At 66.2% G+C, this 25,907-nt stretch carries 26 protein-coding genes and 1 pseudogene; 10 read left to right on the forward strand and 17 right to left on the reverse strand.

Annotated features, from left to right (window positions below):
- Nucleotides 1-42: 42 nt before the first annotated feature.
- Nucleotides 43-678, forward strand: coding sequence for a flavin reductase family protein (locus GEMRO_RS0119845; RefSeq protein ID WP_027135410.1), 636 nt, complete (start codon nucleotides 43-45; stop codon nucleotides 676-678).
- A 125-nt stretch (nucleotides 679-803) separates the two neighbouring features.
- A complete protein-coding gene (locus GEMRO_RS0119850; protein ID WP_027135411.1) occupies nucleotides 804-2,390 on the forward strand; it encodes a carboxylesterase/lipase family protein in 1,587 nt (528 codons plus the stop codon).
- Between the two features lie 45 nt (nucleotides 2,391-2,435).
- Here the strand turns inward: GEMRO_RS0119850 and GEMRO_RS0119855 are convergent, their stop codons facing one another.
- The 7 genes from GEMRO_RS0119855 to GEMRO_RS34380 form a co-directional block, all read right to left on the reverse strand.
- Nucleotides 2,436-3,443 (reverse strand): zinc-dependent alcohol dehydrogenase family protein, encoded by a 1,008-nt coding sequence (locus tag GEMRO_RS0119855; RefSeq protein ID WP_027135412.1) that lies wholly within the window; start codon nucleotides 3,441-3,443, stop codon nucleotides 2,436-2,438.
- Between the two features lie 33 nt (nucleotides 3,444-3,476).
- A complete protein-coding gene (locus GEMRO_RS0119860; protein ID WP_027135413.1) occupies nucleotides 3,477-3,710 on the reverse strand; it encodes a hypothetical protein in 234 nt (77 codons plus the stop codon).
- A 90-nt stretch (nucleotides 3,711-3,800) separates the two neighbouring features.
- Nucleotides 3,801-4,961: a YeeE/YedE family protein gene (locus GEMRO_RS0119865; RefSeq protein WP_157505821.1), complete on the reverse strand. Its 1,161-nt coding sequence runs from the start codon at nucleotides 4,959-4,961 to the stop codon at nucleotides 3,801-3,803.
- Between the two features lie 47 nt (nucleotides 4,962-5,008).
- On the reverse strand, nucleotides 5,009-5,938 hold the full coding sequence (locus GEMRO_RS0119870) for a sulfurtransferase (protein ID WP_027135415.1): 930 nt from the start codon (nucleotides 5,936-5,938) through the stop codon (nucleotides 5,009-5,011).
- Nucleotides 5,939-6,020: 82 nt separating this feature from the next.
- Nucleotides 6,021-6,788 carry a hypothetical protein gene (locus GEMRO_RS0119875; protein WP_027135416.1) on the reverse strand — a complete coding sequence of 256 codons (768 nt, stop codon included), beginning with the start codon at nucleotides 6,786-6,788 and terminating at the stop codon, nucleotides 6,021-6,023.
- A 114-nt stretch (nucleotides 6,789-6,902) separates the two neighbouring features.
- Nucleotides 6,903-7,196: a hypothetical protein gene (locus GEMRO_RS30695; RefSeq protein ID WP_157505656.1), complete on the reverse strand. Its 294-nt coding sequence runs from the start codon at nucleotides 7,194-7,196 to the stop codon at nucleotides 6,903-6,905.
- Between the two features lie 102 nt (nucleotides 7,197-7,298).
- Complete coding sequence (locus GEMRO_RS34380; RefSeq protein ID WP_157505657.1) at nucleotides 7,299-7,484, reverse strand: hypothetical protein; 186 nt, start codon at nucleotides 7,482-7,484, stop codon at nucleotides 7,299-7,301.
- Nucleotides 7,485-7,960: 476 nt separating this feature from the next.
- On the opposite strand from GEMRO_RS34380, the gene GEMRO_RS0119885 reads away from it, so the two are divergent.
- The 5 genes and pseudogenes from GEMRO_RS0119885 to GEMRO_RS33660 all read left to right on the forward strand — a co-directional run.
- Complete coding sequence (locus GEMRO_RS0119885; RefSeq protein WP_157505658.1) at nucleotides 7,961-8,305, forward strand: hypothetical protein; 345 nt, start codon at nucleotides 7,961-7,963, stop codon at nucleotides 8,303-8,305.
- 353 nt (nucleotides 8,306-8,658) lie between these two features.
- A complete protein-coding gene (locus GEMRO_RS30700; RefSeq protein WP_051329265.1) occupies nucleotides 8,659-9,279 on the forward strand; it encodes a hypothetical protein in 621 nt (206 codons plus the stop codon).
- Nucleotides 9,280-9,406: 127 nt separating this feature from the next.
- Entirely contained in the window at nucleotides 9,407-9,985 is a 579-nt protein-coding gene (locus tag GEMRO_RS0119895; protein WP_027135418.1) for an exopolysaccharide biosynthesis protein, read from the forward strand.
- A 28-nt stretch (nucleotides 9,986-10,013) separates the two neighbouring features.
- Entirely contained in the window at nucleotides 10,014-10,226 is a 213-nt protein-coding gene (locus GEMRO_RS0119900) for a ribbon-helix-helix protein, CopG family (RefSeq protein WP_027135419.1), read from the forward strand.
- Between the two features lie 63 nt (nucleotides 10,227-10,289).
- Nucleotides 10,290-10,490 (forward strand): annotated as a pseudogene (locus GEMRO_RS33660) (PIN domain-containing protein); the annotation flags it as partial.
- 74 nt (nucleotides 10,491-10,564) lie between these two features.
- On the opposite strand, the gene GEMRO_RS35720 reads toward GEMRO_RS33660, so the two are convergent.
- Nucleotides 10,565-11,647 (reverse strand): calcium-binding protein, encoded by a 1,083-nt coding sequence (locus GEMRO_RS35720; protein WP_051329266.1) that lies wholly within the window; start codon nucleotides 11,645-11,647, stop codon nucleotides 10,565-10,567.
- Nucleotides 11,648-12,392: 745 nt separating this feature from the next.
- On the opposite strand from GEMRO_RS35720, the gene GEMRO_RS0119915 reads away from it, so the two are divergent.
- Nucleotides 12,393-12,992 (forward strand): DUF7947 five-stranded beta-barrel domain-containing protein, encoded by a 600-nt coding sequence (locus tag GEMRO_RS0119915; RefSeq protein WP_027135420.1) that lies wholly within the window; start codon nucleotides 12,393-12,395, stop codon nucleotides 12,990-12,992.
- Nucleotides 12,993-14,062: 1,070 nt separating this feature from the next.
- Here GEMRO_RS0119915 and GEMRO_RS0119930 read toward each other — a convergent pair.
- From GEMRO_RS0119930 to GEMRO_RS34725, 8 genes are all read right to left on the reverse strand, one after another.
- Nucleotides 14,063-14,248, reverse strand: coding sequence for a hypothetical protein (locus GEMRO_RS0119930; RefSeq protein WP_027135421.1), 186 nt, complete (start codon nucleotides 14,246-14,248; stop codon nucleotides 14,063-14,065).
- A gap of 55 nt (nucleotides 14,249-14,303) precedes the next feature.
- Complete coding sequence (locus GEMRO_RS0119935) at nucleotides 14,304-14,693, reverse strand: sensor histidine kinase (protein WP_157505659.1); 390 nt, start codon at nucleotides 14,691-14,693, stop codon at nucleotides 14,304-14,306.
- Between the two features lie 185 nt (nucleotides 14,694-14,878).
- Nucleotides 14,879-15,721 (reverse strand): universal stress protein, encoded by an 843-nt coding sequence (locus GEMRO_RS0119940; protein WP_027135423.1) that lies wholly within the window; start codon nucleotides 15,719-15,721, stop codon nucleotides 14,879-14,881.
- 541 nt (nucleotides 15,722-16,262) lie between these two features.
- Nucleotides 16,263-16,715 carry a hypothetical protein gene (locus GEMRO_RS0119945; protein WP_027135424.1) on the reverse strand — a complete coding sequence of 151 codons (453 nt, stop codon included), beginning with the start codon at nucleotides 16,713-16,715 and terminating at the stop codon, nucleotides 16,263-16,265.
- 120 nt (nucleotides 16,716-16,835) lie between these two features.
- Nucleotides 16,836-17,219, reverse strand: coding sequence for a hypothetical protein (locus tag GEMRO_RS0119950; RefSeq protein ID WP_157505660.1), 384 nt, complete (start codon nucleotides 17,217-17,219; stop codon nucleotides 16,836-16,838).
- A 298-nt stretch (nucleotides 17,220-17,517) separates the two neighbouring features.
- Nucleotides 17,518-19,185, reverse strand: a complete 1,668-nt coding sequence (locus GEMRO_RS0119955; protein ID WP_027135426.1) for a hypothetical protein — start codon at nucleotides 19,183-19,185, stop codon at nucleotides 17,518-17,520.
- Between the two features lie 727 nt (nucleotides 19,186-19,912).
- Nucleotides 19,913-20,746, reverse strand: a complete 834-nt coding sequence (locus GEMRO_RS30715) for an MBL fold metallo-hydrolase (RefSeq protein ID WP_051329662.1) — start codon at nucleotides 20,744-20,746, stop codon at nucleotides 19,913-19,915.
- Between the two features lie 504 nt (nucleotides 20,747-21,250).
- Nucleotides 21,251-21,697 carry a GNAT family N-acetyltransferase gene (locus GEMRO_RS34725; protein ID WP_051329267.1) on the reverse strand — a complete coding sequence of 149 codons (447 nt, stop codon included), beginning with the start codon at nucleotides 21,695-21,697 and terminating at the stop codon, nucleotides 21,251-21,253.
- A gap of 959 nt (nucleotides 21,698-22,656) precedes the next feature.
- Between GEMRO_RS34725 and GEMRO_RS34385 the strand changes: the two genes are divergently transcribed.
- Together GEMRO_RS34385 and GEMRO_RS34390 are read left to right on the forward strand one after the other, a co-directional pair.
- Nucleotides 22,657-23,511: a hypothetical protein gene (locus GEMRO_RS34385; protein ID WP_157505662.1), complete on the forward strand. Its 855-nt coding sequence runs from the start codon at nucleotides 22,657-22,659 to the stop codon at nucleotides 23,509-23,511.
- 245 nt (nucleotides 23,512-23,756) lie between these two features.
- Nucleotides 23,757-23,963 (forward strand): hypothetical protein, encoded by a 207-nt coding sequence (locus GEMRO_RS34390; RefSeq protein ID WP_157505663.1) that lies wholly within the window; start codon nucleotides 23,757-23,759, stop codon nucleotides 23,961-23,963.
- 74 nt (nucleotides 23,964-24,037) lie between these two features.
- Here the strand turns inward: GEMRO_RS34390 and GEMRO_RS0119975 are convergent, their stop codons facing one another.
- Entirely contained in the window at nucleotides 24,038-25,903 is a 1,866-nt protein-coding gene (locus GEMRO_RS0119975; protein ID WP_027135428.1) for an ABC-F family ATP-binding cassette domain-containing protein, read from the reverse strand.
- Between the last annotated feature and the right edge of the window lie 4 nt (nucleotides 25,904-25,907).

The raw sequence follows: 25,907 nt of genomic DNA on the forward strand, positions 1-25,907 counted from the left end.
TCGTGCTCCGATGCGGCAAGACCCTACCAAGGAGCGCGGATCTTGGCCGACGACATCCATTTCTACGAGCCGAAGAACGGGCATGGCCTGCCGCACGACCCGTTCAACGCGATCGTGGCGCCCCGGCCGATCGGCTGGATCTCGTCGCAGGACGGGCGGGGCCGGCTGAACCTGGCACCCTACAGCTTCTTCAACGCCTTCAACTACAAGCCGCCGATCGTCGGATTCTGCAGCACTTCGCGCAAGGACAGCCTGCAGAACATCGAGGATACCGGCGAGTTCTGCTGGAACCTGGCGACGGTGGAGCTGGCGGAGGCGGTCAACCTGAGCAGCGCGCCCGCGCCGCGCGACATCGACGAGTTCCAGCTCACCGGGCTGACCCCGGCACCGTCCAGCGTGGTGAGCGTGCCGCACGTGGCGGAGTGCCCGGTCTCGTTCGAGTGCCGGCGCAGCCAGATCCTGCAGCTGCAGGGTGCGGACGGCACCAAGGTCCCGGCCTGGATGGTGTTCGGCGAGGTGGTGGCGGTGCGGATCAAGAAGGCGCTGCTCAAAGACGGGATCTACGACACCGTCGCCGGGCGGCCGCTGCTGCGCGGTGGCGGGCCGGCCGACTATTTCCAGATCGGGCCCGAGGGGCTCCTGCAGATGTTCCGCCCGGGCTGGCCGGTCGAGAAGTAGCACCGCATCTGCTTGGTTCATCGCCTTGACCGTTTCCGGAAAGGCACCGCATCGTCGCCCTGGACGATGATGTCGATGTCTCGATCAGGTGGGCGATGCGCAGGATTGTCAGGACAACCGGAAGAATGGCGGGCCTGGCGGCCTGGGTGGCGCTGGCGGGCATGGCGGCGGCGGACGGCGCCGCTGCCGCCGATCCGGCCCTGGTGACGACCGCGCAGGGCGCGGTGCAGGGCGTGGCGTCGGGGCAGACCATCGCGTTCAAGGGCATTCCCTATGCCATGGCGCCCACCGGGGAGCGGCGCTTCGCGCTGCCGCTGGAAGCGGAGAGCTGGACCGGCACGCTGGACGCCAGCACGTATGGCAGCGCCTGCCCGCAGGTGGCCCGCTACGGTCTGACCGAGGCCAGCCATGACGAGGACTGCCTGACGCTGAACGTCACCGTCCCGGCGGCACCCGGCGATGGCAAGCGGCCGGTGATCGTCTGGATCCATGGCGGCGCCTTCGTGGGCGGCTCCAGCGCGCTCTACCCGCTGGAGACCATGGCCCTGGCGGGGGACGCGGTGGTGGTGTCGATGAACTACCGGCTGGGCGTGTTCGGCTTCATGGCCCATCCGGCCTTCGCCGCCGGGCACAATGGCGGCTACGGGCTGGAGGACCAGCGGGCGGCGCTGCGCTGGGTGAAGCGCAACATTGAAGCGTTCGGCGGCGATCCGGACAACGTCACGCTTGCCGGGGAATCGGCCGGGGCGGCCAGCGTGTGCATGCACATCCTGGCGCCGGACGAGACGGAAGGCCTGTTCCACAAGGCGATCATCCAGAGCGCCGGCTGCGTCACCCCGCTGCCCACCATCCAGGATGCTGAGGTCGTCGGCGGCAAGGTGGCGGAGCTGGCGGGTTGCGGCGAGGAGGCGCAAGCGCTGGCCTGTTTGCGGGACAAGCCGGTGGAGGAGCTGCTGGAGGCGGGCGCCGAGGTGGGCGGGGCCGACATCATGACCTTTGCGCCGGCCACCGGGACCGAGACGCTGCCCTTGCCGGGGGCGGAGGCGATCCCGGCCGGCAAGTTCGTGCAGGTGCCGGTGATCAATGGCGGCGACCGGGACGAGCTGCGCCTCTACGTGGCCTACGACATCCAGGCCGGCGGCTCGGTCACCGCCGAGAACTATGCCGAGCATCTGCAGGCGGTCTATGGCGACAAGGCGGAGCAGGTGCTGGCGCAGTATCCGCTGGACCGGTTCTCCTCGGCGCCGGCGGCGCTGGGCACGGTGATGTCGGACTTCACGCCCTCCAACGGGCTGAACAACTGCATCTACCTGCAGACCGGCAAGCTGCTCAGGACCAAGGTGGAGGTGTACGAGTACGTGTTCGGCGACCAGGACGCGCCGCCGGTCACCCCGGACCCGGGCTTCGAGATGGGCGCGGTGCATTCCTCGGAGCTGCCCTACCAGTTCCCGCACTTCTCCAACACGGCCGCGGTGGACGGGCCGGACCTGGCGCCGGGCTCAGAAGCTCTGGCCGGGCAGATGATGGCGTACTGGACCAGCTTTGCCCGGACGGGCACGCCGAGTGCGCCGGAGGGGCCGGACTGGCCGGTGTTCACGGCGGACGACCGGGTGATGCGGTTCGAGCCGGGCAAGGTCGGGCTGTTCGACGCGGGCGCGGCGCATCATTGCGCGTTCTGGAAGTCGCTCTACCCGGAGATCCTGACCGAGTGAGGGATGCCCGGTGCCCGCCGGTGGCGGCGGGCACCGGGGGGCGGCTCAGAACTCCAGGCAGATCTTGCCGAAGTGCTTGCCGGATTCCTCGTGGCGGAACGCGTCGGCGATGGCGCCAAGCTCGAAGCTCTGGTCGATCACCGGGCGGAAGCCGGTGGCGTCGATGGCGCGGACCAAATCGTTCTGCTGGCGGCGGTTGCCGACGATCAGGCCCTGCAGGCGGGCCTGCTTGGCCATCAGCAAGGCGGTCGGGATCTCGCCGGCCCGGCCGGTGAGCACGCCGATCAGCGAAATGTGGCCGCCGGTCCGCACCGCCTGGATCGACTGGGGCAGGGTGCCAGGCCCGCCCACCTCGATCACATGGTCGACGCCGCGCCCGCCGGTGAGATCGCGGACCTTGGCACCCCAGTCCTCGGTCTGCCGGTAGTTGATGGTGTGGTCGGCGCCCATGGCGCGGACCCGCTCCAGCTTGGCGTCGGAGGACGAGGTCGCGATGACGGTGGCGCCCATCATCTTGGCGAACTGCAGGGCGAAGATCGACACGCCGCCGGTGCCCAGCACCAGCACGCTGTCGCCGGCCTTCAGCCGGTCGTCGCCCACCAGAGCGCGCCAGGCGGTGAGCCCGGCGGTGGTGAGCGTCGCGGCCTCGGCATGGCTGAAGCCCTTCGGCTGGCGGGTGAACCAGCTGGCCGGGCGGACCACCACCTCGCGGGCATAGCCGTCGACCCCGTCGCCCGGCACGGTCTTGAAGTCGCTGACCTCGGCCGGGCCGTCCTGCCAGTGCGGGAAGAAGCAGGAGACCACATGGTCGCCGGCTGCGAACTCGGCGACGCCCTCGCCCACCGCCTCGACCACGCCGGCCCCGTCCGCCATCGGGATGCGCCGGTCCTCGGCGGGGATCCGGCCGCTGACCACGCCATAGTCGTGAAAGTTCAGGGAGCTGGCATGGATGCGCACGCGGATCTCGCCGGGACCGGGCTGGCCCGGGTCCGGCAGGTCGACCATGTGCAGCTGGTCGAGCCCGCCCGGGGCCCGCACCACGATACCGTTCATCGCACGTACCAATCTGAAGGAATGCTGGAGGTTCTACTTGTCCGGCAGGCCGCGGCCCTCGGTGATGCACTGGGTGAACTGGATGGTGCCAGCCTCGAACCCGGCATCGATGCATTGCTGGCGGGTGGCCGCGGCCGGGTTGGCGGCATCCCGGTTCAGGCTGGGATCGACCCGGTAGGATCCGCCGCTGCTGCCGCCGCCGTCGCTGCAGCTCGCCATGAACAGGCTGCCGACGCTGGCCAGCGCCGCCTTCCACCATCCGCGCATCCAACGTCTCCCCGAACAGCAGGACGGCCGCCCACCAAGCGGCGGCCTTCGCTGCCAGCAACGCCTGGCCGGACGCCAGGCTCCCCCGGATCAGCCCTGGAGGCGGAACAAAGGCCGCAGGCGGATGCCCGCGAGCGAGCCCAGGAACGCCAGGGCGAACCAGACCCAGCCATGCAGGCTGCCGGACGCGATCCCGCCAAGAAGCGCGCCGATGTTGCAGCCTGACGACAGGCGGGCACCGTAGCCCATCAGCAGCCCGCCGACCACGGCGGCGGCGAGCGAGCCCAGGGAGAGGTCGACCTTGGGCGCGAACTTGCCGGCCAGGCCGGCCGCCAGCATGGCGCCCAGGATCAGGCCGATATCCATGGCGGAGATCGGATGGGCGAACAGGCTGCCGTCGAGCTGGGCACGGGCGCCGGCACCCGACCAGGCCTGCCAGGAGCCGACATCGACGCCCACCGCCACCAGGGCTTTGGCACCCCACAGCGCGAAGGCGCCGGTGATGCCCCAGGGATGGCCCGCCACCAGCAGGGTCAGGAGCGAGAGCAGGGCCAGGGCGATGGCGCCCCAGAGCAGCGGCCAGGGGCCGGTCAGCAGGCGCGGGGCCTTGCCGGGCAGGGCGCCCAGCGGCGCCAGCCTGCCGGTGCGGCGGCGCTCGCTTCTCGCGACGTACCAGGCGAGACCGCCCAGTACGGCCAGGGTCACGGCCAGGGCCGGCACGACGCCGATCTCCTGCCAGAGCGCCACGCCGTCCATGGCGGGCAGGCCGGCCCAGGCCGGCATGTGCGCCACGCCGACCACCGAGCCGGCGATGAAGGCAAGGAGCGTCACCAGCATCCGGGCACTGCCGCCGCCGGCGGTGAACAGGGTGCCGGAGCCGCAGCCGCCGCCCAGCTGCATGCCAAGCCCGAAGGTGAAGGCTCCCACCAGCAGCGGGATCGACAAGGGCACCACGAAGCCGTTGACCGGCCGGCCCAGCACGTCGCCCTGGGCGATCAGCGGCACCAGGAGGACGCTGGCGAGCGCCAGGAGCAGGAGCTGGGCGCGCAGGGAGGCGCCGCGGCCTTCCTGGACAAAAGCGCGCCAGCCGCCGGTGAAGCCGAACGCGGCATGGTAGAGCGAGACGCCCAGCAGGGCACCGACCAGGACCAGCGCGCCGTTCTTGGCCGAGACGACGTTGCCGGCATAAAGCGCGGCCAGCACCAGGAGGGCGCCTGCGATCCAGGCGACCGTCCGGTCCAGGGGCCGCATCAGGCCGGCCGGGGCGGAGCGCCCGGCCGGCTGGAGAATGGCTGCCATCAGTTCACCGTCCGATCCGCGCCGATCTCGGTTTCCTCACCGTTGATCTTGGCCCATTCGACCATGGAGCCATCGTACATCTTCACCTGCGGGTCCTGGCCGACCTTGTTCAGGACGAACCAGCCGACCGAGGCCCAGTGGCCGGTGTTGCAGAACGCGATCTTCTCGCCGTCCTCGGGCAGGTTCAGCCCGGCCAGCAGGGCGTCCAGCTCCGGGGTGTCCAGGACGTCGGCGCCGTTCTCGACCAGCACGTCGTGGGGCAGGCTGACCGCACCCGGGATGGTGCCGGCGATGCCGACATTCTCCGGGGTCACCTCGCCGGTGTACTGGCCCTTGGGCCTGGCATCGACCAGCGGCACGCCGTTGGCCTGCGCCTGCTTCACCTCGTCCAGGGAGGCCACCAGCTCCGGGCGGAACTCGGCCTTGAACGCCACCGGCCCGGGCGCCGTGCCGGTGCCGGTCTCCACCGGATTGCCGCCGGCGGACCAGGCGGCATAGCCGCCTTCCAGGATCGAGACCTCGTCATGGCCCAGCACGTCGAAGGTCCAGAACACCCGGGTGGCAGCGCCGAAATCGCTGGAGGTCTTGCCGTGCGGCACCAGCACCACATGGGTGTCGTTGCCGATGCCCAGGCTGCCGATCAGCTGCTCCAGGTCCTGGGTGGGCGGCAGCATGCCGGGCACGCCGTTCACGGTGGTCCGCCAGCCGGCCTTGGCATAGTCGGAATGGACGGCCCCTGGGATGTGGCCTTGCGCGAACAGTTCCTCCGAGGAGCCTTCCTCGACGTTGCGGATGTCCAGCACCACCAGGCCCGGCTGGTCCAGATGCTCCTGGAGCCAGGCGGCATCGACCAGGGGCTCGGCGGCCGAGGCGAGGGCGCTCGAGGAGAGCAGGATCGCGGAGGCGAGCAGGGTGACGCGGCGCGACATGGCGGGAACTTTCACAGAAGCGGCGATGGTGCTCCATGTGGTTCCCGAGCGAGTCCATGTCAAACTGCAATAAATTACATTTTTACGCTGGCATTTGGCGTGCCTCGACCTGCCAGTCGGAAACGGTGGACTGGCCGGCATGATCCGGCAGCTCGGCCCCGCCCATGGGATCCCGCCGCCCGGGTTCGTTCGTGTAAAGCATGGGAACAGCGGCCCGGGCCGGGGCTGCCGCGGGCTCGACCGGTTCCGGGGCGGGCTGCGCCGGCTCCGGCTCGGGTTCGTTCGTGCAGATCGCGGCTGGCACCGGCTGGTTCTGGTTGGCGGGGGCGGGCCCGGCGTCCGTCGCGTCCGCCGGCTCGTCCTCCTCGTTTCGCGGCTCGGCGGTGCCGGCGCGCAGCAGCGCCAGGGCTTTCAGCGCGCGGGTGACCGCGTTCATCGCCTCGGCCTGGTAGCGCAGGATGGTGGCCAGGCTGCGCGGGCGGTGGCCTTCCTCGTGCACCAGCACGGCGGCCAGCTTCAGCGTCTCGGAAAAGCGCGAGACCGGCACCGGCAGGCACCAGTACTCGGCCTCCAGCTGGTCGGCGCGCTCGGCCCGCCACAGCGCCAAGGCGATCCGGGCGCACAGCGACGCCTCCACCGGGCAGAGCGGCCGGTAGCGGTCGTAGACCGAGCGCTCCAGCTCGTGGAAGCGGTCGGTTTCCTCGAATTCGGCGAGGCACGGGTCGGTGGAGCGCATCGCCACGGTGCGGGCGTTCTGGGCGGCGCGGGCCCTGCCCTCGGGGGTGGTGGGGCCGCGGCTGCGGGCGCCGTTCTGGCGGGAGGCTTCGGCCTGGGCGAGGCTGCGGGGCATGGGGCGGGATCCTGCGCGGGGAAGGTCGGGGTGTGCAGGATATATTTCCTAGGATCGGATTGCCAGGGAGATGTGCGGAACCGCCAGCCTCCCCTGGGCCGTCGGCGCGCCCGCTCAGGTGCTGGCGGAGCCCAGCACCAGCAGCAGGATCACCAGCACCGCGACGGCGCCGAACCCATAGACCCAGAGCGGCACCTTGCTCTGGCGCGGCGGCTGCCGGGGCGGCGCCTCCGGGCCGGCGGAGCGGGCGATGTCGGCCGGCGCGGTGGTCACCCCGGCGGCCTCGTCGTCGGTGCCCATCGGCGACAAGGCGGGCTCCGGGGTGGGATCAGGGTCCGGCGACTTCTCGGCGTCGATCCGCTTGCGGATCTGCAGCCAGTTCTGGTCCTGCTTGTCCTGGTCCGCCATCGTCGGGACCTCCTTCGTCATGCGTTGCCCGGCCAACCGCTTGAGCCATGGGCGCGTTCCCTGGCCGGACCAGAGGTACGCCGGCCACGCTGCCGGTGGATTTTACGAGTTTTTCGTGGCCGATCGGGATCGGGCTGGAACTACCGCTGCCGCCTGGCGTTGCCACAGCGGACGGTGAACGGTCGCGAGCGCGGCCCGATCAGCCGGACGCAACGTCAACGACAGGAAGCTTGGACCAATGAACAACATCTTCTGGCTGATCGGCGTGATCGTGGTGGTCGTGATCATCCTGGGCTTCCTGGGTCTGGGCTGACCCGCCACCGGGAAACGCGGCGGTTCGCGGCCGGCCTTGGGGGCAACGCCCCTTCTGGCCGCGCGAACCCGCTTTCCCGCACTCTTGCCCAACGGACGGCAGGACGCCGGACTGGCCGGTCCGTGCGCCTCCTGCCGGCCCGGCAACCCCCCGGAAGCGCAGGGCTGCGAATAACCCTTCATCCAGACCAGCTCGGGGCGTTGCGGCTTGTGGACGTCCAGGCGGCAGCAGCGCTTCGACCATGAGTGATGCAGGTTGGTGAAGCGCTGGGAGCCGGCGCACGGGATCAGGTCGATGCAGGCAGGATCCTCCGGCCCATGACGACCATCCAGGACTTGATGCAGGCTCCCTCATGACCTGCATGGCCTGGGACAACGACGTTTTCTGAGCACCTGCGGGTGCGCGCCCTGGGATCGCGTTCCAGCGGGCGGTGGTTGAGAACGCCCCGCCGGTGCCGAGCCATGATCCGCGCCTGAAGAAGGTCAACGCGGCTGGCCCGCTGGGTCCGGGCAACCTTCCGCCCATCCAGGCGATGCCGCACCCGGAGCAGCCGATCCATCTGGTGCTGGAGGACGACCGCCAGCTGCCCGACATGCTGCGCCTTTTGTGGCGGACCGGCTTCACCCGGTTCGGCGGCTGTTTGGCCGGCGGCCTGGTGATGATGCATCGGGTAGCACGGCAGAGCATGGCGGGCGACGAGGCGATCGAGAAGGCCCAGCCCCTGGGCGGCGGGGGCGACACGCCTGGCCGGAAGGACTCCGTGACGTCCTGGCTGGGCAGCCGCCAGGAAAGCTGACGGGGCGCTGGCCCACCTGGCCGGCGAGGCGGGACTGGTCGCTGCCAAGAACCGGCAAGAACAGCCGGCCCGAAGGGACATGGCGGCGATTGCCGCTTCTTCCAGAACATCTTCCGATTGACGGAGATCGCGTCCCGGTGCACCGTCGACCATGGCGACATGGTCTTTCCGGAAATTTGCGGCCGGGAATGGCCGGACCCGGCGCGCCTCCTTCCCCCTGGCGTTGATCCCGGCCACGATTTTGGCGGGCGGCGGCAGGGATGGGCGCGCCCGGCCGGTGCTTTCCGCATGGGGCGGCTTCCGGGCGGGCGGAAGGGGGCCGATGGGCGGCCCGGGTCGCGCTGGAGGAAGCGATGGCGATCACAACAAGGACGTGGGGGCTCTCGGCCCTGGCGGCGGTGGCGGCCGTGGCGCTGGGGGTGGCGGCGCTGCCCGGGGATGCCGCGGGCGACGACGCCCGGCGGGGCTACCAGGGGCCGGGCTACAAGAGCCCGGGTCATCACGGGCACGGCTACCGGGGCTTCGTGGACTATGCCCGGGTTCATCGCGGCTACGCGATCGCGCCGGTGCGCCTGAACCTGAAGAACCGCGACCGCACCCTGGTGGGCCTGGGCAGCTACATCGTCAACGCCCAGGGCGGCTGCAACGACTGCCACACCAACCCGCCCTTCGCGCCAGGCGGCGACCCGTTCAAGGGCCAGCCGGCCAAGATCAACACGGCCGGCTACCTGGCCGGCGGGGTGGCGTTCGGGCCGATCGTCTCCAAGAACATCACGCCGCACAAGAACGGCCGGCCGAACGGGCTGACCTACAAGGAGTTCCTGTCGATCATGCGCACCGGCCACAAGCCCGGCGAGGCGCGCATCCGCCAGGTAATGCCCTGGCCGGTCTACGGCAACATGATCGAGCCCGACCTGCGCGCGGTCTACGAGTACCTGCGCGCGATCCCGCCGATCCGGCCCAAGAGCGGCTGACGGTGGCGACGGGGCGGGCAGGGGGCGGCCGCCGGCCGGCCCTTGCCCGCCGCCCGGGTTAGGCGGTGGAACTGGGCGGCGGGCGCGCCGGTTGACTACCCTGGTGAGCAACATCACGGCCGAAGCGATGACCCGGGCACTCAGCGAGACCCTCGACCAGCTGGAAAAGTCGGTCCATGGCGACAGCATCGCCGTGCAGGAAGTCGTCGAGGCGCTCGGGCGCAAGTCGTTCGCGGCCCTGATGCTGATCTTCTCGCTGATCTCCACCTCGCCGGCCAGCGCCATTCCCGGCATCACCGCGATCGTCGCCACCATCGTGTTCATCCTGGTGGTGCAGATGATCTTTGGCCGGCAATGCGTCTGGCTGCCGGGCGTCATCACCCGCCGGCGGATGTCCTCGGCCAAGCTGTGCAAGGGGATCGGCTGGCTGCGCCGGCCGGTGCGCTTCGTCGAGCGGTTCCTGAAAGCCCGGCTCACCTTCCTGCTGCACCGCCCCTGGATCCTCCTGCCGCTGCTGCTGATCCTGGCGCTGACCCTGTTCATGCCGTTCATGGAGGTGATCCCGACCTCGGGCTCGATCGCGTCCGCCGTGATCGCTTTGTTCGCTGCGGGGCTTTTGACCCGGGACGGCGCGCTGGTGATCGTGTCGCTGGTCGTGCTGCTGGGCGTGCCGCTGGCGGTGTGGCGGTTCGGGTTCGGGGGGTGAGGGGAAGCGCAAAGCGGGAGGGGCGTGGATGCGGATCTCGGTCGATCTCGGTGCCATCCAGGTCCAGGCGCTCGACGAACTGGCGAGGGCCGAGCAGCGGTCGCGCACGGCGCTGATCGGGCAGGCGATCGACGAATACTTGGCGAAGCGACGGGCGGGGGCGATGGACGATGCCTTCGGCCTATGGGGCCAGCGCACGGTCGACGGGCTGGCCTGCCAGGATCGGCTACGCGGCGAGTAGCGCAGGTGCGGGCCGGCGTCATCCTGATCGGCCAATTCGATGCCATACAGCAGGGGCGCAGGCTTCTTTGGCGGGTTCGAGGTGATCGTAATTGAGGATCGGATGGCGGAACGGGCGGTGGAGCTACAGCAAAGCCGCCGGATCCGGCTCCCCGACGCGCTGATCTGGGCGACGGCGCAGGTGCATGGCCTGCTGCTGGTCACGCGGAATACCAGGGATTTTCCGGCGGACGATCCGGGGGTGCGGGTGCCTTATGGGGTGTGACCCTTCCCTGGGCGGGAGGGTGCTGGGATGCGAGGCCTGACCGCATTTCCGCAGGCGCCATGGCCGGGCTCGCCTCAGGTGGTGAAGTCGCCCGTGGTGAAGTCGGCGGCGGCCAGCCGGGTGATGCCGAACAGGGTGAGCGTGTCGCCCTGGAAGCGGGCGAAGCCGCTGGCATCGCCGGCATGGATCACCAGGGAGTCGCGGGCAACGTTGTCGAGCTGGATCTTTTCGACCTCGACATGAGCGTCCGCCCCATCGACCAGGCCGTTCTTGTTGCTGTCCAATTCGGTTAGGCCGATGCGCCTCACTTCGCCAAAGCCTTTAACAAGGAAGAAGACCCTGAACTGAATCCGGAGCTGGTCCTCGCCGCGGGCGAAATCCGCGACGAGGTCGCTGTCGGGGCTGACCCAGTCGGCGCGGCGTGAGGAAAAGTACTGGCCGAAGTCGTCGCCCTCGAAGACGACGGTGTCGCTGCCGGCGCCCAACCGGATCAGGTCGTTGCCGTCCTCGCCGATGGCGATGTCGTCGCCGCTCCCGCCGAGCAGCAGGTCGTCGCCCGGCCAGCCGATCAGGGTGTCGTCGCCGGTCCCGCCGTCCAGCCGGTCCTTGCCATAGTTGCCGACCAGGAGGTCGTTGCCATCGCCGCCATCGAGGACGTCATGGTCGTCCTGGTAGTCGCCGCGGATGTTCTGCAGATCGGCCGCCAAGCCGTAGAGGATGTCATCGCCGGTCCCGCCTGACATCTGGTCCGCACCCAGGCCGCCCACGAGGTGGTCGTTGCCGCTGTCGCCGGACAACGCGTCGTCATCCGCCTCGCCGTAGAGGCGATCCTCGCCGCTGCCGCCAAGGAGGAGGTCGCTGCCGGCAGCCCCATCGAGCCGGTCGTCGCCCCTGGCACCCTCCAGCCGGTCGTGGCCGTCCTGGCCGAACAGGCGGTCGTTGCCATTGCCGCCGGCCAGCCGGTCGTCCCCGGCCTGGCCAAAGAGCCGGTCATCGCCGTCCTTGCCCCAGAGCGTGTCGTCGCCGGTCTCGCCGAAGACGGCGTCGTCGCCCGGCCCGGCGACGAGCGTGTCGTTGCCGGCCCGGCCGTAGATCGTGTCCCTGGACGACGTGCCGGTCAGGCGGTCGTTTGTCGGTGTGCCGATGATGGTTGGCATGGCGTGCTCCTGCCCGCTTCCCCACGCGCTGCCGAGGACGGCGGGGCCGTGCCGGGGCGTGATGCCTGATGGCAGGGCGGACCGGGGACGATGGACTGCCTGCCTTCCCGTGGCTTCGATGCGTTGGAACCGGGGATTTTACCTGATCTGGGGCGGGCCCACCATGGAATGGGGATGGCAGGGCCTGACCAGAATCCCCGCGCAGTTTCCGTAGGAGCCTATGACCAGGGAGTGGCATCGTAATCGTTGGCGATCGCAGCGACGATGAGCGAGATCGGCGTGTCTGCCCGATACCGCGAGCGAGAGGAGGACGGCGTGACGCCGGGTACTCAGAATGGAAATCCGCCCTTTGCTCCCATACATCACCAATAAATATTCCGCTGCCGGAAGTTTTTATGCCTCTCGACCATCTGCCGGTTTCGTTGAACTCTGCTCCCTTTCCGTTAGAGGATTGAATTATGAAACCGGTCCACATTTTACGGCTGCGTTACGACACTCCACCGGAGCATGAGGGGTTGATTGGTGCTGTGGAAATTGGCGAGAGTATCGAAGCGAGTGCTCGAATCTCTCAAGTCATAACGCATAGAATACTGAGCGGGAAGAACTACGAAAAAGGCAACAGCCAGTAGCTAGAGTATTTACTGGCTCCCCAGGCAAGGGTTCTATTTGGCAAGATCTATTTGTTTTGGCGAATAGCGAGCAATATCCCCTATGGTATGATGCAACTAAATTTCTATTGGAAGTCATGATACTGCCGATCTTCGCGTGGATCGTGCATCAAGCGCTTGGCCAGAACCGGGAATCCGAGCAACGGCTCGCCCGATTAGAGGGCCAGATGAACGAGGCGCTCAGGGCGAACGACAATCTCGCTGCGCAGATCCGGATGGCCCATGAAGCGCAACTGGCAGACCGCCAGTTGCTGCATGGAGTCGCCGAGGCCGCCTTCCGGCGATCCCGAACCTCCGTCCGAAAGCTCCCCGCGCCGGTAGGCAGGACTTCCCGGTGGATGAAGCTGGAGGCTCCCAAGGCGGTCGACCGCGTTGAGATCGGCGAAGTGGAGGCAGAGGTTCTGCGTGCGTTGGAGGAACTGGAACTGCTTGAGGCGTGCGCATTCCGCGTGCAGTTCATCTCATTCAATATCCGTACCGGCTCATGCAAGGTTGAGCTGCTCGACGGAACTGGGCGGGAAGTCCTCGGGAAAGTGGTCGATCCAAGCAGATTGCAACCTCTCAACCCGTACACTCGCTCCCTCCACGAACGTATTCCTGTGACAGTCACTGCACAGGAAGCGTTATTGGATGGTGAATTGCACAGGCTCTTCATCATTGCTGGCATATCTGACTAGAATACCGTCATGACCTAAACCGTTGCGAATATGCGGCTACTGTGATAGCCTTCCTTCCGGAAGACTTTGGAAATTTTAGCTTTTTTGTTTAGCATGCATTGCCGTGCATGTAAATGAGAGCGTTGCGTGTATCAAAATCTAATATGCTTGCTAGTAATGGGCCAAGATGTGCGGTCAGCGAGAAAGATATTTGGAGAGAAAAGATGCCACCTTGTTGTGAAGTAGTAAATACCGGGCCCGCCAATCGTGTTCGTGTAAGAAATTCGTGCGCGGAAACTCGAGCAGCTAAGGTTTTGCATGATGGCGGGACAAATGTAGAGACTGTCATATATCGCATTGAGTATGGTCGACCGCGGGATGTGAGATTTCGTAGTCGTAGAGCGAGGGTCTTAAGCGATGAGCCAACTAGAACAGGTCTTGGGCCAGATGCGACACAACACGTTCGCGAGGAGCGCAGCGATGGAGGTGTTTGGCTTCGAAATGTAAGTCTGCAATATGTATATGTTGAATACGAGATTTATGTTGATGGAAGATCGGATCCGGATACAAAGCATCAGTTCGTTATCTGGCCAAACAAAAAGCGAGTTATTTCCAATGATTCTGGAAATATTCATGTAAGGATAATTGCTGCAGAATTCGAAGAAGATTAGAATCTGTCTAGATACTGATGAATTGTGAGGCTCACTGAGGTGTGGCTTGGTCTAACAGCCCTGCGGTTGATCTCGAAGAGCCGTGTCGAGTCTGTTTGTTTCTGCTCAATGCCCTCAATTTACTCCCAGAAAGTTCGCCTCCGCCTTCGCCAGCCCGTCCAGGTACTCCGCCTACTTCTTCCCCAGCCCCTCCAGATCCAGCTCTCTCATGTAGCTCTTCGGATCCGCCATCTTCACGTCAATCTCAGTGATCGCCGCCTGGATCCGCTCGATTAGATGTTCCAGCTTCACCGCCTCCTGGCGCAGCGGGGCCAGTTTCTGGAGGGATTTATCGAGGGTGCGCCTGGGCGGGTTGCTGAGCGGGAGTGGGGATTTACTGGTTGTTGGCGCGTTCGGAGAGCATCTACTGGCGGTAGTTGTCTAGGTCGCCGTCGAAAGGGGGGTGACGCGGCCGTTGCCGGCCAGCCAGAGGCGGTCGTGGGAGACCGAGACCACGGCGCCGGGGAACTCGTTGATGGCCTCGATCAGGGCCTCGCGGCTGTCGATGTCCAGATGGTTGGTGGGCTCGTCCAGGATCAGGAACTGCGGGTCGTGGCGCGTGATCATGGCGAGGTTCGGGCAGGGGCACGGAGCGGCCTTCGGGCGATGAGGAGGCACGTCATCACCCCGCCGCCACCGCCTCCACCGCCGCCACCTTGGCCAGCGTGATCCGGAAGCAGGCACCGGACTGGCGGTGGGGGGCCAGGTCGATGTGGCCGTTCATGTCGCGGAGGAGGCCGAACGCGATGGACAGGCCGATGCCGGTACCCTTGCCGGCGGGCTTGCTGCTGACGAAGGGCCGGAACACGCGCGGGGCGATGGCGGGGGCGACGCCGCAGCCATGGTCGCCGACCTCGACCTGCCAGAAATCCGGGGGGACGGCGGTGATGGCGAGGGCGATGCGGCCCTGGAAGCGGGCGCCGTCCCGCTCGCGCCGCTCCTCGATCGCGTCCATGGCGTCGACCACCAGATCGATCAGGGTCTGCTCCATCGGCACTGGGCGGGCGCGCACGAGATAGGGCTGGCGGGGCGGGTCGATCGCCCAAGTCGATGCGGTGGAAGCGCAGCTGCTCGCCCATCATCCGGGCCACCGCCTCCACCGTGGCAAACAGGTCGAACACCACCTTCGGCTCGTCGCCCTGGCGGCCGGGCAGGCGCATGGGGCGCTGCCGGGTGCTGATGCCCCCTTTGAGGAGCTCACCAGGCCTTGGCGACCAGCACGTCGCAATGGGCCTGCAGCAGCAGGTCCTCGGCGACGCTGCCCAGGAGGGCGTGGGCGATGCCGGTGCGGCCGTGGGTGCCGATCACCAGCAGGTCGGCGGGCAGGCGGCCCGCCACGTGGAGCAGGACCTCGGTCGCCGGCCCCTGGACGGTGAGGCGTTGCTGGGGGGGAAGCTGGTCGCCCAGCCTGGCCAGAAAGGCGGTGAGCTCCTCGTCGATCATGCGGTCGAGCTCGCGCGTGTGCATCTCGCGCGCCTCCGAACGCACGTCGCCGGCGAGAAACACCGGGAAGGGCGCCATGTAGCTGTGGACCAGGTGGAACGTTGCGGCGGGCGCCACCCGGAACGCCGCCCGCGCCGCCCAGAGCGAGTGCAGCGAGAAGTCGATCCCGACCACGGCCTGCCGGTAGTCCGCCTCGGCCTCGCGCCGCACGACCAGGACCGGAAGGCGGCCCTGGCGGATCACCCGCTCGGCGGTGCTGCCGCGGAACATGGTTGGCGCCACGCCGTGATGCACCCCCAGCATGATCAGCTCGGCGCCGGATGCCGTCGCCTCCTGGAGGATCACGGCCTCGGGCCTGCCGGCGGCGATCGCCAGCGAAACAGTCGCCGCGACATCGCCGCCAAGCGTCTGGATGCGCTCCTGCAGGATGGTTTCGGCCGCAGCCTTCTGGGCCTCGGCCAGGTGCGCCGGCAGGGCGTCGTCGACCACGTGGCACACGCGCAGCTGGGCGCCGTGCTGCCGCGCCAGCCGCAAGGCGCGGGCCAGCGCCAGCTCGGAGCGGGGGGAGAGGTCGGTCGCAAGCAGAAGCCGCTTCAAGTCCTGCCTCCTTTGTCGGCCAGATAGCATCCAGATCCAGTCGATCCGAGTTGAACTGGGGTCGGCGGATCAGGATTTCGAGTATCGGGGCGGGCTAAATCGGCTCGGCTGGTGTCCTGCTGCTGCTGCTGTTCTTGCGGAGATCATGGAATCGAGGGGCGGCGTGGACAAGTCGTCAGCAACTTGCACCGAAGCCGGATCATCGAAGGGCGTTGTCCATTTCGTACCTGCCACACGGAGCCGAAGGCTGCGCGTCGACCATGCCGGCAAGCGTCGGCTGCCCGCAGCCCAAGGGGATCCGGGGTGGCGATGGCGCGAGACCGCCGGCCACTGGCGGAGAAGCGGCTGAGGGCTCCGGCGGCTATCCCCCTTGGGGCGGAGGTGAGGAGGCAGGATCTGACCCTCGGTTCCCTTGCCCCTCCGTTTCCTCGCATGATCCGAGTTCCGGCTGGCGGGGAGTGGAGGGGACGCTTCCGGGGCCTGGGGACCGGCCCGGTGCGTTGTCCGGGATCGGTGCAAGCTGCTGTCGGCCGGGCTGGGGCTACAGGCTGTCGAGCAGGTCGACCACCTCCTGGCGAAGGGTCTCGTAGGCCGGCAGGTGGTCCTGGATCCACAAGGTCGCGTGGTCGTCCGACTGGTAGAGATCCAGGTGGTAGCGGCGGCCCTCGGAGCCGCGATGGGCGTTGGTGAACCGGTAGGAGCCGGCCGAGACGATCATCTCGGGGCAGGGCGAGCCGGACGATCCGGGGGCGCTGACGAAGAACATGAAGTACTTGGTCCACTCGCCTTCGCCCGCGCTCAGCCGGAAGCAGATCACCTCGCGCTCGCCATGGGCGAAGATCTCGATGACCTTGGGCACCTGCGGGTGCGGGTCGAGGATGGCGCCCCAGCGGGCGAAGACGGGGCAGGGGGGCGCATCGGCGGCGGATGATGTCGCCGGGGAGGTGCGGGCCGGGCGCAGCCAGGCGGCGAGCCTGGTTCGGATGGTGGTCATGGGGTCGCCTGCGGGGGGCTGTCGCGGGCCGGACGTGCCGGTGGAGATGAGGGGCCCCGGACGGCGCCTGGAGCGCCGGCCATCCCGGGGCAGCCAGGCGCGAGGATGCCGGACCTGGACCTATCGTGCTGCCCGTGGCTGCTCCCCATGCATGGAGGGTGCAACGGCGCGCAGGCCATCCCGTTCGTTCTGCCAGACCGCGCGCCGGTCATGCTCGAGGATCGGCGGATCGCCGCGATGGAGTGCCAGCGCCTTGAAGAAGCCCGGGCCCGGCATGCTCGGATGCTTCCCCCGGACGATCACCGCCGTTCTGAATGGCCGTTTGCCGGCTCCGTCCTGCCTGTCCAGCGGATCGAAGATCCGTGACAGCGCGTTGTTCTTCAGATTGAGGCCATGGGTCGGCAGGCCGAACCGAACTGCCAGTTGCCCATAAGTGATGGTCCGGCCCGATCGGCCGAGTTCCTCGATGAATTCGACCCTGGCATCATGGTCCATGATGGGCACCTGGGCCTCCCCGTGAAATCAAGTCAAAAAATTTCCGATAGAATAGATGTTGCCGATCGACGAGGCAACGATGCCATGGCGCAAGACCTGACGCCCTTTCCCTGCGACGCTGTTCTTCCCGGCAGCGGGCAGGCGCAGCCGGGGCGCCCGCCTGGTTCGGATCGTGGTCCGGGGGTCGGCGCACCCGGGGAAACGCCCCGGATGGCAGGACCCGGGCCGGCCCTCCCGGCCCGCGAGGGAGCGCGACTTGCCCGGTCTTGGGACCGGCCGGGCAAGGCAGGATGGGGGAAGCGGGCGGTCAGAGGGCTGCCAGGAAGTTCGTCAGGTCGGTCTTCTCCTGGCGGGTCAGCCCGATGCCGAAGCGCTGGTTGTAGAAATCGACCACGTCCGCGAGGGTGCGCGCCGAGCCGTCGCGGAAGAACGGGGCACGGGAAGCCAGGTTGCGCAGCGAGGGGACCGAGCTCTTGCCGATGTCGGCGCAGCGGCCGCTGATCATCGCCCGCCCCGGATCGTTGGTTTCGATCACGTTGCTCGGGTGGAAGGCGGGCTTGCTCTCGCAGGTGATGGTGAAGATCGGAAGATCCTTGCGCAGCCTGGCCCCGCCGCGTCCCTGGAAGTCGCCGCTGACGCCGATGTTGCTCTGGCTGGCCGGGAAGCTGTTGCTGCCGCCATGCAGGATGCTGTGGCAGTTGGCGCAGGTCGCGTCGGCCGCGATGAACGGCGGCACCACGTCGGAGAAGCCCGGAACGTCCCGGGCGGCGAACCGGCCGCGGCGGTCGGGTGCGGTGCCGTTGAACAGCGCCTGGCCGCGCTGGATCGACAGGCGCTGGGCCAGGGCGAAGCGCGCCCCGTTCGGCGTACTCCAGGCGTCGAACTCGTCAAACGGCCTGGAAGGTGTCGGCGGAGGCGGGGGAACCACCTTGCTGGCCGGGATCATGTTCTCCCGCAGGTGAACCACGCCGCCTTTGGCACCGTCGTCCAGGGCGCGGGCGCGGTTGTCGACCTGCTGGGCGGTGAAGAAGCCCACCTCGTAGGCGACGATTTTGCGGATCTCCGCCGAATCCACGGTCAGGCTGCCCTGGCCGCCCTCGCTGGTGGGGCGGTTGTCGCGCTGGGCATGGCCGAGGGTGGCGTTGAGCGCCTGGGAGAACAGGTTCGGCTCGCGCCCGTCCCACATGATGTTGCCGGAGGGGCCGCCGCCCAGCGTCTCGGTCTTGAAGGCGAGGTTGGCGCTCATCAGGGGGCGCCGGTACATGGAAAAGATCGGTACGCTGCCGCCGGTGCCGTTGGCGCCGTCGTTGCCGTCCGACGCGCTGGCATGGGGGTTGCCGGGCGTGTTGCAGCCATAGGGGTCGTGGGTCACCTTGATGGTGAAGTCGGCGGCGGTGCGCACCGGCATGAAGATCCGGAACAGCCCGAAGTTCAGGAGCAGGGAGCGGGCCCTGGCCGAATCGCTGTTGCTGCCGCGGCCGCGGCGGCCGCCGTAGAACCTGGATGGCCGGGTCTCCGATGCCGGCACCAGCGTGGGGCAGTTGGCGCCATCCACCGGCGCGAAGATCGGGTCGCGGACGCCGAAGCGGCGGAAGCGGGTCTTGATGTCGGCGACGCTCACGCTCATCGCCTGGGACGGCTGGTGGCAGGTGCCGCAGCTGCGGCCGTTGGCGCCCAGCGACTTGAAGAACGGGTGCTCCTTGGCGCCGATGGTCCGGGCGACGCCCTCGTCGCTGATGAAGCCCGCCACGCCCGACGGGTTGCGGTCGCTGCCCTTGGCCGGGATGACGCCCGGCAGGGATTCGTTGCCGATGACGGCCGGCAGCGGTGCGCCGAGCGCGGCGCGCAGGGTTGGCGGGAAGTAGCGCGGCGCCGTTTTCGGCACCGCCGATTCGGGCACCTCCTGGGCGGCGACCGGCAATGGCAGGCAGAACAGCCCGGCGGCTGCGATCAGCACGCCGCCGAGATGCTGCAACTTCTGGTTGCGACTGCCGCCTTTCCGAGTGAGATCAGTTCTTGTCGCGGCCATGGCTATGGTGATCCATGTATATCGAGGCCATCGGGACAAAGAAGAACTCCAGGTACCGACACAAGCGAGAAATATTATTTGCAGCTTTTCAGTGAAGATGCTCGCGCCGATCTAGAGCCCGTTGGGCATATCTATGCATCATGACAATCATGATTGACAATAGTCGGTATCATCACAATTGTATCATGATATTACTTGTGCATATTTCCGTAGCACTGAGGGTTGTATAGGTCATGTCATCATAATCAGTAGAAATACTGTGCTTTGCTTTTTTATTTGATCACCAGGAAAGATCGGCATCTGTCAATCGGAGGGCTGTCCCATTTTCAGGAAGAAGCCCGCATCTGGTGTGCGGTGTTGTTCCCGTTATTGCCCGAGGCATGGCGACGCTGCGGCGGATGATTTTTGGCCGGATCGTCGCGACGACTTTTGATTGCCGGACCGAGCTGGCCGGGCCAGGCGGGTTTGCCGCCAGGCCGGACTTCCGCTCCCGGCGGTCCTTGGAGACAGGCGCCAAGGCCGGGAGAGGCTCCTGCCTGGTTGCGGGGGGTGGTCCGGGCAGGTGGCCGCGACGGGGAAGGGGGCCGGCAGGCTGGAGCTGGCCCCGATTGCGTTTACCTGAGCTCTGGACGGATCAGCGCCCGGCTTCGGCGCCAGCCGGCTTCACGAACCGTTACCGCCGGTTCGACGGAACGGCGATCCGCTCGAAATCATCGGCAAGCTCATGCAACGCGGCGCGCATGCGCGGGCCCTGCATGGCATGGCCGTGGCCGCAGACGACGCGTTCGGGCTCGAGCCCGGCCAGAAGCCGCACCGAGCGGCCCGCCTGCGGCCAGTCCGGGGTGAAGTAGCGCGGGGGGCCGTGCATCTCCGGGCTCTGGACGGCGACCTCGTAGGCCGATTCCTGCCCGGTGGTGATGAAGGCGTCGCCGGCGACCAGCGTCCGGTCGGCTTCGCGCCACAGCGACACGTGGCCTGGCGTGTGGCCGGGCGTGTGGATCCAGCGCCAGCCCGGCATGCCCGGCAGGCTGCCATCCGCCGGGAGGGCGCGCAGATGCGGGCCGACATCGACGGGACTGGTCGGGTAGAGCGGCGAAAGCAGCGCCATGGCGCCGCCGCCCACCCAGGGGTCGGCGGGCGGGTAGGAGGTGCTGCCGTCCAGGTAGGGATGCTCGAGAGGGTGCGCGTAGACCGGCACGTCCCAGTCGCGGGCCAGGGTTTCCAAAGCGCCCACATGGTCGAAATGGCCATGGGTGAGCACGATCGCCGCGGGCGGGGCGTCCTGGCCGAACCTGTTGCTGGCGAGCTCCCGGATGGACTGCGCGGAGCCGGCAAGGCCGGCATCGATGAGGACCCAGTTGCCGGCGCCGGCGGAAGGATGGCCGAACAGCACCACGTTCACGATCTTCAGCCGTTGCCAAGCCAGGTCGGGTGCTATCGAGACCAGGCCATCCGGCCCCTCGGTTCCGGTCTGGTCGGTCGGATCGAGCGGGATCTGGATTGCCATGGTCATCTCCAGCCTTGCTGCACGACGCGGTCGGGCGGGCCGGTCTCCGGGGGATGGGCCGTGGCTGGCGGCGGGATGGGGGGAGCAGCCAGTTCCGGCAGCCAGGAGCGGAGCGGCGCCCGGGCCCGCTTGTGGGCGTGTTTCAGCCTGCCGAACGGCCTGGTGCCGGGCCGGTTCCGTCGCGGGGGATCGGGTCGCCGGGGCACATGGTGGCTGGGTTGGGGGCTGTTGGTGGTTGGGCCGGGTGGGGGATGCCGCGAGATGGAGGGCGACCATGAGGGACGCTGTCTGCTCCTGGCGGGCCGCGGTGGCGCGCCGCTGGAGTTTGGCCTGTCGAGGCTTGAGCCAGGAGCGGCCAGGGTCGATCTGGGCAGGGTGCGCGGCGGGTGCCTCAGGCCGCTGAGCACGCTTCCGGGGTGGAGGCAGCGGGAGGGCTGGGGCTGATGCAAGAGGCACGGACCCCTTTGCCGCGAACGCGCAGGCGGCATCAATCCTCAGGAGAACCTACGGGACATCCAGGCGCGGGCTCCTCATGCGCACCCACCGTTCATCACCATCGCCGCCCTCTTCTCCCTCTGTCCAACCCTCGCGCCGGTAGAACCTGAGGGCGCCGGCATTCTTCCGCTGGCACTTGAGCGTGGCTTGCCCGCCCGCGAGTTCGACGGCCGCCTGCAGCAGCTTGCGGCCGATGCCCTGGCGGGCAAAGCCTGGGTCGACGTAGAGGTGCTGGATGAACGAGTCCGGCACTTCGACGCCGGCAAAGCCGACGATCCGGCCTTGCTCCGTTCGCGCAACCAGGACGCTTCGGCCCATGATCGCGTTCTTGAACGCGTCGAGCCCGATCCAGCGAGGGGCATACGGATGTCCGGCATTCCAGGCGCGTTCGAAGACTTCCGCACAGGCGGGGGCATCCTCCGACGCGTAGGGCGACACGATGACGTTGGAAGACACGCGTATGGCTCTGGTGATTTTGGGCGGGAGACGTTTGCTCGAACGCCGCTGCCTGGTCAATCCGCGGAGGCTTGGGCGGGCGGCCGGAAACGGCCGCTTCCGCCGGGCCAGGGGGCGCAATAGCGGCAGGGGTTGACGGCGTCCTGTGGTCGGCCCCTGCCGCTCCAGTGCTTGGCGTGCAGGCGATTGACGTTGTCGCGTCTTACGCTGGCTCCCAGCGAACGATCCGAGGGGCGGGCAAGCTATGTTGAGCAACCTTCTCGGGCGGGAAGGTGCGTGAATGCAAGACCTGACCCCATTCCGCGCTTCTGTAGGTGGAAGGTACGGGAGTGTACCGTTCGGAATTCCTGCCTGAGCAGAAGGCCTGCCGCAGTTTCTTTCCCGACGGACGATCCAGGGGTGCAGGCGCCCTATGCCTTGTGAATCTTCCCGGAGCGGGAAGGTGCGCGAACGCAAGACCTGACCCCATTTCCGTAGTGAAGGCTGGGGCGACCTGCCAATTGCGTGCGGCGAGTTGACTGGCAGGAAAGTCGTTGACCTTGATTCTGCGCCTTGGCGATCCTTGCGAAACATCAACAACGAATATACGGATATGCCTGGGCATTAGCAGCGGAAACCACAATGGAGTTCCTCAAGAACATATCAATGAACATGAAGGCCTCCGGTCCAGCAGCCGTCCTATGTACGTGGGTAGCTGCGGTAACCCTTTTAGGGATATTCGGGGATGGCGTGCTTGCCTCCAGCGCCCTTAGCTTGCTTGCAGTTTTCGCTGGAAGTGCAGTGTTCGCTCTGGCGAACCGGACGTAGAAGTCGCTTCAGCGTCAGATGATAGTGGAGTGAGGCGTCTAGGCGAAGTATTCTGGTCGCTATTGATACCATATACGAACATCAATAGGTGGGTCTTGTATTCGGGTAGGCTAACTCAAATTCATTGAGTTATTCTCTGGAGGAATCATCCCGTGAGCTATGCACTACCTCCGAATCTCTCAATGAGTCGATATTTATCAGTCGATAGAATGATGATTAAGCATGGGAAATTTTATGTCGAAGAATTATATAGGACGGTAGAATCCTTTCCAGATTCTGCAATGGTATCTTTAGATACCCCTGCATCTCTGAAAAAGATCCTTGAAAGCAACATTAATGTATTTGACAAAAATCGGCGGATTTGGGGTGATGTTGCCCACTTTCTTCACGCGTACATAACTCTCGTTGTATACCGCGCGGATCAACTTATACTATCCATTTTAGCCGACCTGCAAAGCGACAGACTTGTGCCGGCTGCCGCGAACGCGCGAAACCTAATTGAGTTAGTTGTGGTGGCCTCACAAGAGATTTCTATCGTCGCATCCGCCTTGCAGAATGCATGTAACAATAAATTGGTTCACAAACATATTGTCGAATATGAAGACGTAATTGAGAAGATTATGCTTAGATCAATCTGGGGTGCCAAGTCGCGAGACATTGTGGAAGCGTTGCGTCCTCGGGACGCTTTTAAGACGATCAAAAGCCTCGACGCTGCATTGAAAGGTACGAATCAAGAAGCATTTTATCATGATTTATATGAATACCTCTCTGAGTTCGTCCACCCGTATCGGAATGGCTTTAGCGCGTTGATTGCAGGTAGTTGGGATGATGCTGCCGATTTTCGGCGGAATCTTGTTATAAGTAAAAAAAATGACAGTAATGCTGCTGCAGTATGTGTAGGGCGAACAGTTAGTGCTATGTGTGTCACAAGTTACAGTTTGTGCTACTACTGGAGCAAGAAACGAGATGCAATTCATTCTTATCGAGCCATATTTCGACAACAATGAATAGTATTGTCAATTAGTGAGGTGCAAATTTAACTGCATTATTTCTGTTGTTCTAATGATAACAATCAAATAAATAACTGCAGCGTATGTTATGGGCAATTCATTTCTTTTTAACATCGCTTGTGCATATTTTAATTAATAACGCTTTTGGTTGCTACAAAGAGCTCTCTAGTTATGTGCTAATGGGAAAGATGCCTATGCCACTATCGAAAAAAGAGCTTTACAAGAGAGTTAGGGGGCCAGTCATGAATGATGAGGATTGGTGGAGACTTGTATTTGATTCAGATGTTGGCCACTTGTATGTCGAGCATGAGTGGGCCCATGTCGATGTGCGAAGAAGGACGCCGCCCAACGCCGGAAAGCAAAATATCGAACTAGCCGATTTCTTCGAAAAGGCGCCCATTCAAGCGTGCACCGAACTTCGGCAGCTCCTTGAAAGGCTTTTTAAATGAAGAGCGATCGGATTGCGTCTCTCCATAAGATGCTTGATCAAGATTCTAGTTGAGTATCTGATGAGGGCTGTTGTTCAATTTATCTCAATCCCCTCAATCTCCTCCAGCATCTCCAACCACTTCCCCTCCGCCTTCGCCAGCCCGTCCAGATATTCCGCCTTCTTCTTCCCCAGCCCCTCCAGGTCCAGCCCCTTCATGTAGCTCTTCGGGTCCGCCATCTTGGCGTCGATCTCCGCGATCGCCGCCTGGATGCGCTCGATCAGGCGTTCCAGCTTGGCGGCTTCCTGGCGCAGTGGGGCGAGTTTCTGGCGGCGTTCGTTCTGGGTGCGCTTGGGCGGGGCGGGCTGTTGGGTGGGGGTGGGGGTTTTCTGGTTGTTGGCGCGCTCGGAGAGCATCTGCTGGCGGTAGTCGTCGATGTCGCCGTCGAAGGGGGTGACGCGGCCGTTGCCGACCAGCCAGAGGCGGTCGGCAGTGAGTTCCAGGAGGTGGCGGTCGTGGGAGACCAGGACCACGGCGCCGGGGAACTCGTTGATGGCCTCGATCAGGGCCTCGCGGCTGTCGATGTCCAGGTGGTTGGTGGGCTCGTCCAGGATCAGGAACTGCGGGTCGTGGCAGGTGATCATGGCGAGGTTGAGGCGGGCCTTTTCGCCGCCGGACAGGTTCTTCGCGGGCGTGATCGCCTTGTCCTGGTTCAGGCCGAAGCGGGCGAGACGGGAGCGCAGCTTCTGTTCCGGGGTGTCGGGCAGGAGGCGGCGCAGGTGGGCGATGGCGTCCGCGTCGGGGGTCAGGTCCTCGATCTGGTGCTGGGCGAAGAAGCCGACCTTCAGGCCGCGGGCGCGGGTGAGCTCGCCGGACATCGGCTGGAGGCGGTCGGCCAGGAGCTTGGCGAAGGTCGACTTGCCGTTGCCGTTGGCGCCGATCAGCGCGATGCGGTCGTCGGGATCGATGCGCAAGGACAGGCCGCTCAGGATGATCTTGGAGTCGTAGCCGACGGCGGCCCGGTCCATGGTGATCAAGGGCGGGGGCGGGGGCTCGGGCTGGGGGAAGTCGAAGACGACGTCCGGCTCCATCGCCTCGGCGTCCAGGACCGGCATCTTTTCCAGCATCTTCAGGCGCGACTGGGCCTGGCGGGCCTTGGTGGCCTTGGCGCGGAAGCGGTCGACGAAGCTTTGCAGGTGGGCTCTTCGCTCCAGCTGCTTGGCGCGCATCTTCTCGCGCAGCTCGCGCTGCTCGGCGAACTGGCGGCGGAACTGGGTGAAGCCGCCGGTCCAGGTGGTGAGCTTCTGGTTTTCCAGATGGACGATGCGCTCCGGCACGGCGTCCAGCAGGTCGCGGTCGTGGCTGATCAGCAGCAGCGAGCGCGGGTACTTCGCCAGGTGCTCGGTCAGCCAGAGGGTGGCTTCCAGGTCCAGGTGGTTGGTGGGCTCGTCCAGGAGCAGGAGGTCGGGCTCGGCGAACAGGACGCCGGCGAGAGCCACGCGCATCCGCCAGCCGCCGGAAAACGCGGAGAGCGGGCGGGCCTGCATCTCCTCGTCGAAGCCCAGGCCTTTCAGGATGATCGCGGCCCGGGCGGGGGCGGCGTCGGCCTGGATCTCGAGCAGGCGGTTCTCGACCTCGGCGATGCGCAGGCCGTCGGTGGCGGTGGCGCGCTCCTGCATCAGCGCGTGGCGCTCCTTGTCGGCGGCGAGCACCGCCTGCATGGGCGTGGTGGAGCCGCCCGGCGCCTCCTGGGCGACGATGCCGACGCGGATGCCGGGCTGCAGGCGGACCTCGCCGGCATCCACGTGCCATTCGCCGGTGAGCAGGCGGAACAGGGAGGTCTTGCCGGTGCCGTTGCGGCCGACCAGGCCGAAGCGGCGGTTGGCGGGCATGTGCAGGCTGGCGCCCTCCAGGAGGACGCGGCCGGCGATTCGCAGGGTGATGTCGTTCAGGTCGAGCATGGGG

This window comes from Geminicoccus roseus DSM 18922 (assembly GCF_000427665.1).
Lineage (GTDB): Bacteria > Pseudomonadota > Alphaproteobacteria > Geminicoccales > Geminicoccaceae > Geminicoccus > Geminicoccus roseus.

Coding starts and splice junctions, on each gene's coding strand:
- GEMRO_RS30715 (WP_051329662.1), bottom strand. CDS start 20,746: ATGGCAATCCAGATCCCGCTCGATCCGACCGACCAGACCGGAACCGAG.
- GEMRO_RS0119975 (WP_027135428.1), bottom strand. CDS start 25,903: ATGCTCGACCTGAACGACATCACCCTGCGAATCGCCGGCCGCGTCCTC.
- GEMRO_RS0119945 (WP_027135424.1), bottom strand. CDS start 16,715: ATGACCACCATCCGAACCAGGCTCGCCGCCTGGCTGCGCCCGGCCCGC.
- GEMRO_RS30700 (WP_051329265.1), top strand. CDS start 8,659: ATGGCGATCACAACAAGGACGTGGGGGCTCTCGGCCCTGGCGGCGGTG.
- GEMRO_RS0119900 (WP_027135419.1), top strand. CDS start 10,014: ATGCGGATCTCGGTCGATCTCGGTGCCATCCAGGTCCAGGCGCTCGAC.
- GEMRO_RS0119915 (WP_027135420.1), top strand. CDS start 12,393: ATGATACTGCCGATCTTCGCGTGGATCGTGCATCAAGCGCTTGGCCAG.
- GEMRO_RS0119930 (WP_027135421.1), bottom strand. CDS start 14,248: ATGATCACGCGCCACGACCCGCAGTTCCTGATCCTGGACGAGCCCACC.
- GEMRO_RS35720 (WP_051329266.1), bottom strand. CDS start 11,647: ATGCCAACCATCATCGGCACACCGACAAACGACCGCCTGACCGGCACG.
- GEMRO_RS34380 (WP_157505657.1), bottom strand. CDS start 7,484: ATGATCACGACCACCACGATCACGCCGATCAGCCAGAAGATGTTGTTC.
- GEMRO_RS34390 (WP_157505663.1), top strand. CDS start 23,757: ATGAATGATGAGGATTGGTGGAGACTTGTATTTGATTCAGATGTTGGC.
- GEMRO_RS0119855 (WP_027135412.1), bottom strand. CDS start 3,443: ATGAACGGTATCGTGGTGCGGGCCCCGGGCGGGCTCGACCAGCTGCAC.
- GEMRO_RS0119865 (WP_157505821.1), bottom strand. CDS start 4,961: ATGCGGCCCCTGGACCGGACGGTCGCCTGGATCGCAGGCGCCCTCCTG.
- GEMRO_RS0119850 (WP_027135411.1), top strand. CDS start 804: ATGGCGGGCCTGGCGGCCTGGGTGGCGCTGGCGGGCATGGCGGCGGCG.
- GEMRO_RS0119870 (WP_027135415.1), bottom strand. CDS start 5,938: ATGTCGCGCCGCGTCACCCTGCTCGCCTCCGCGATCCTGCTCTCCTCG.
- GEMRO_RS30695 (WP_157505656.1), bottom strand. CDS start 7,196: ATGGCGGACCAGGACAAGCAGGACCAGAACTGGCTGCAGATCCGCAAG.
- GEMRO_RS0119875 (WP_027135416.1), bottom strand. CDS start 6,788: ATGCCCCGCAGCCTCGCCCAGGCCGAAGCCTCCCGCCAGAACGGCGCC.
- GEMRO_RS0119895 (WP_027135418.1), top strand. CDS start 9,407: ATGACCCGGGCACTCAGCGAGACCCTCGACCAGCTGGAAAAGTCGGTC.
- GEMRO_RS0119860 (WP_027135413.1), bottom strand. CDS start 3,710: ATGCGCGGATGGTGGAAGGCGGCGCTGGCCAGCGTCGGCAGCCTGTTC.